Source organism: uncultured Oscillibacter sp. (assembly GCF_900544955.1).
GTDB lineage: Bacteria > Bacillota > Clostridia > Oscillospirales > Oscillospiraceae > Oscillibacter.
The window spans coordinates 1-4,560 of record NZ_UQXD01000071.1; the positions used below are offsets into that span (position 1 = coordinate 1).

The 4,560-nt window shown below is 67.9% G+C and carries 3 protein-coding genes; all 3 read right to left on the reverse strand.

Annotation, left to right across the window (positions count from 1 at the left end):
• A partial coding sequence (locus tag QZS21_RS11440; RefSeq protein WP_295583506.1) for a Tex family protein occupies window positions 1-2,155 on the reverse strand: 2,155 nt, incomplete at its 3' end.
• A gap of 84 nt (window positions 2,156-2,239) precedes the next feature.
• On the reverse strand, window positions 2,240-2,668 hold the full coding sequence (locus QZS21_RS11445) for a hypothetical protein (protein ID WP_295583508.1): 429 nt from the start codon (window positions 2,666-2,668) through the stop codon (window positions 2,240-2,242).
• 13 nt (window positions 2,669-2,681) lie between these two features.
• Window positions 2,682-4,166, reverse strand: coding sequence for a DUF1846 domain-containing protein (locus QZS21_RS11450; protein ID WP_295583510.1), 1,485 nt, complete (start codon window positions 4,164-4,166; stop codon window positions 2,682-2,684).
• Window positions 4,167-4,560: the final 394 nt, after the last annotated feature.

Consider the following 4,560-nt stretch of genomic DNA (forward strand, 5'->3'; position numbering starts at 1 on the left):
CCTGGCGCATGGACAGGGAGATGCGCTTTTTCCGCTCGTCCACCTCCAGCACCACCACCTGCACCACGTCGCCCACGGACACCACCTCCGAGGGGTGCTTGATGAAGCGGTCCGCCACCTGGGAGATGTGCACCAGGCCGTCCTGGTGCACGCCGATGTCCACAAACACGCCGAAATCGATGACGTTGCGGACAGTGCCGGTGAGGGTCATGCCGGGATGCAGGTCCTTCATCTCCAGCACGTCGGTGCGCAGGATGGGCTGGGGCAGGTCCTCCCGGATGTCCCGGCCGGGCTTCAGCAACTCCCCCACCACGTCCAGCAGGGTGGGCACGCCCACGCCCACGGCCTCCGCCGCCCGGGCCTCCCCGTAGGACCGCACCTCCTCCGAGAGACCCGCCAGCCGCCCCGCCTGCACGTCCGCCAGGGTGTGGCCGGTGAGGGAGAGCAGCTGCTCCGCGGCGCGGTAGCTCTCCGGGTGGACGGCGGTGTTGTCCAGCACCTGGCGGCTCTCCGGCACCCGCAGGAAGCCCGCGCACTGCTGAAAGGCCTTGGGCCCCAGCTTGGGCACCTTCAAAAGCTGTTTGCGGGTGGTGAAGGGGCCGTTGGCCTCCCGGTAGGCCACCACGTTTTTGGCGGTGGCGGCGGTGAGCCCCGCCACCCGCTGGAGGAGGGAGGCGGAGGCGGTGTTCACGTCCACGCCCACGGCGTTCACGCAGTCCTCCACCACGCCGACCAGGGCCTCGTCCAGCCGCTTGGGGGGCATGTCGTGCTGGTACTGGCCCACGCCGATGGCCTTGGGGTCGATCTTCACCAGCTCCGCCAGGGGGTCCTGGAGCCGCCGGGCGATGGACACGGCGGAGCGGAGGTTTACGTCGTACTGGGGGAACTCCTCCGCCGCCAGGGGGCTGGCGGAGTACACGGAGGCCCCGGCCTCCGAGACGATCATATAGCTGACGCGGCCGCCGCCCTCGTTCACCTGGCGGATCAGCTCCACCGCCATCTGTTCCGTTTCCCGGCTGGCGGTGCCGTTGCCGATGGCGATGTGCTCCACGCCGTGGGTGCGGATCAGCCGGGCCAGGGCGGCGATGGCCTCCCGCCGCTGCCGCTCCCCGTGGGTGGGGTACACCACGGCGGTGTCCAGCACCTTGCCGGTGCCGTCCACCACCGCCACCTTGCAGCCCATCCGGTAGCCCGGGTCCAGCCCCATGGTGACCTTGCCCTTGACGGGGGGCTGGAGCAGCAGGGGCTTGAGGTTCAGAGCGAACTGGCCGATGGCCCCCTCGCAGGCCGTCTCCGTCAGGGCGGAGCGGGCCTCCCGCTCCAGGGAGGGGAAGAGCAGGCGGTCGTAGGCATCCTCCGCCGCGGCTTTGACAAAGGCCATGGCGGCGGAGCCGGGAACCACCACCGTCCGCCAGACCGTCCGCAGGGCTAGCTCCCGGTCCAGCTCCAGGTGCACCTTCAGCTTCTCCTCCTTCTCCCCCCGGTTGACGGCCAGGATCTGGTGGCCCTGGAGCCGGGAGAGGGCCTGGGAGAAGTCGTAGTACAGCCGGTAGACCGAGTCCTCCTCCGTGGCGGCGGCGCTGCGGAGGCGTCCGTTTTTCATCAGCAGGTCCCGCAGGCGCTTGCGCAGGGCCGCGTCGTCGCTGATCTGCTCGGCGATGATGTCTGAGGCCCCGGCCAGGGCCTCCTCCGGGGTCTCCACGCCCGCTTCCGGGTCCACGTACCCGGCCGCCGCTTCCAAAGGCGCCGGGCAGTCCGCCCCCTGGGCGAAGAGTACTTCCGCCAGGGGGGCCAGGCCCTTCTCCCGCGCCATGGTGGCCCGGGTGCGGCGCTTTTGCTTGTAAGGCCGGTACAGGTCCTCCACCTCCGCCAGCGTCTTTGCGGCGCCGATGGCGGCGGCCAGGTCCTCCGTCAGCTTGCCCTGCTCGGCGATGGCGGCCTTCACCGCCTCCCGCCGCTCCCGCAGGCCCCGGAGATAGCCCAGCCGCTCCTCCAGGGCGCGGAGGGACGTGTCGTCCATGGCGCCGTGCAGCTCCTTGCGGTACCGGGCGATAAAGGGGATGGTGTTGCCCTCGTCCAGGAGCTTCACCACATTTTCCACGTGCCGGGGGAGCTGGTGCAGCTCCTCCGCAATCTGTTCAACAATGGGGTCCATAGCGCTTCCTTTCCAAATCCATGAAAATTACACGCGGCCCGCTCCCATCGAAGCGGGCCGCCGTCGGCCGTTCCCGGCGGGCCGTCATCCCCAGAGGACGTGCAGGATACCGGGGATGGCCGTCATCTGAAACAGGCACCGCCAGACGGTTCCATACCGGCTGTGGCGCACCAGGCGGCGCACCGTATCGTCCGCCCCTGAGAAATGGCCCTTCCGCACGCCCCGGCGGATCAGCCGCATCCCCACGCTGTCCGCAACATCGGAGTAGGGGGGCACCTCTCCCAGCATGGCGGTCACGCAGCTCCGGCAGCCCTCCGGGTAGCGCTCCAGCAGATACCGGACGGCCTGCCGCTCCCAGATGAAATCCGTGAGGTTGGCCAGGAGGAGCGCCAGCAGCGCGTAGCCCCCGGTCAGGAGAACGCCCGTCCTCCCCGCGAGATAGACCAGGAGCAGCTCCGCGCCGATGCAGCAGGGGTAGGAAATTACGCCCCCCAGGGGCCTGCTCCGGTCCACCGCCGTCCGCCCCTCACTTGTGGTACAGCTTTTTCGTCTCGTACCGGGCCTCGCAGCTGACGTTGATGCCCAGGCTTTTCAGCAGCTTTTCGTCCACCTCGCTCAAGATGACGGTGAAGTGGGCGTCGCAGCCCCGGAGCTTGGGCAGCTGCTGCTGAGCCAGCTCCGCCAGGGGGTTGGTCAGGGCGGAGATGGCCAGGGCCAGCAGCACCTCGTCGGTGTGGAGGCGGGGGTTCCGGTGGCCCAGATACCGGGTTTTCAGGAGACACACCGGTTCCAGAACCTGGGAGGAAATCAGCTCAAAGTGGTCGTCGATGCCGCCCACCGCCTTCATGGCGTTGAGCAGCAGGGCCGAGGCGGCCCCCAGGGTGTCGGAGGTCTTGCCGGTGACCACCCGGCCGTCCGGCAGCACCATGGCGCCGGCGGGGCCGCCGGTGGTCTCCGCCTTCAGCAGGGCGGCGGATACCGCCGGACAGATGTCCGGCGCCACATCCGCCTGCTGCATCACCAGCTCCAGCTTCCGCACCGGCTCGTCGCCGCACTTGCCCTGCAGCCGCTCCACGCAGGCGGTGTAGTACCGCCGCAGAATCTCCATCCGGCTGGCGGCGCAGCACACGGCGTCGTCCATGATGCAGCTGCCCGCCATGTTCACCCCCATGTCCGTGGGAGAGCGGTAGGGGGACTCCCCCTGGATCTTTTTGAAAATGGTGTTGAGCACCGGGAAGATCTCCACGTCCCGGTTGTAGTTGACGGCGGTTTTGCCGTAGGCCTCCAGATGGAAGGGGTCGATCATGTTCACGTCGTCCAAATCCGCCGTGGCGGCCTCGTAGGCCAGGTTCACCGGGTGCTTCAGGGGCAGGTTCCACACGGGGAAGGTCTCAAACTTGGCGTATCCGGCGGAGATGCCCCGCTTGTAGTCGTGGTACAGCTGGGAGAGGCAGGTGGCCATCTTGCCGCTGCCGGGGCCGGGGGCCGTCACCACCACGAGGGAGCGGGTGGTCTCGATGTAATCGTTTTTCCCCAGGCCGTCGTCGCTGACGATGTGGGGGACGTCGGAGGGGTAGCCGGCGATGGGGTAGTGGCGGTAGCAGCGGATGCCCAGGGAGGCCAGGCGCTTCAAAAAGGCGTCCGCCGCGCTCTGGCGGCTGTACCGGGTCAGCACCACGCTGCCCACGTACAAATCCAGGCTCCGGAAGCAGTCGATGAGCCGCAGCACGTCCTCGTCGTAGGTGATGCCCAAGTCGCCCCGGACCTTGTTCTTCTCAATGTCTGCGGCGTTGATGGCGATGACGATCTCCACGTCCTCCTTCAGCTGCTGCAGCATCTGGAGCTTGCTGTCCGGCGCGAAGCCCGGCAGAACCCGGGAGGCGTGGAAGTCGTCGAAGAGCTTGCCGCCGAACTCCAAATACAGCTTGCCGCCGAACTGGTCGATCCGGCGCTTGATCTGTTCGGATTGGGTGGAGAGATACTTTTGATTGTCAAAGCCGATGGCGGTCATATGTGCATACCCCTTTACGTGATTTTGTCAAATCCAGGGGATAGTATATCATATTCCAAGGGGGAATGCACCCCCTTTTTCGGCCGCGGGACGGGGGGTGATGCTCTGTTGGGCAGGGGGGAGGGGGCCTGTCCAGGCAAGGAGGGGCGTTCGCGCCCCGGCGGGGGGAGAGGACGCCACCCCTGCGGGGCGCACGGGAAATCCGCGTCCAACGCGGAACGAGGGAATCCGCGCCCGGCGCGGGGACGAAAGGACGCCGCCCCCTGGGGGCGGGACGGGGGAAGTGCCGCTTTGCCGCACGGAGTGCACCCCCATGGCGCCGTCGCAAAGTCCGCTTGTCTCCGTTTCCGCCAGCGGTGAAAACTGCACCCGCTCCCTTGCTCCTCCGCTCCCC

What these genes read in the sequence shown, in the direction of transcription:
- QZS21_RS11450 (WP_295583510.1), bottom strand. Translation starts at nt 4,166, where the DNA reads ATGACCGCCATCGGCTTTGACAATCAAAAGTATCTCTCCACCCAATCC.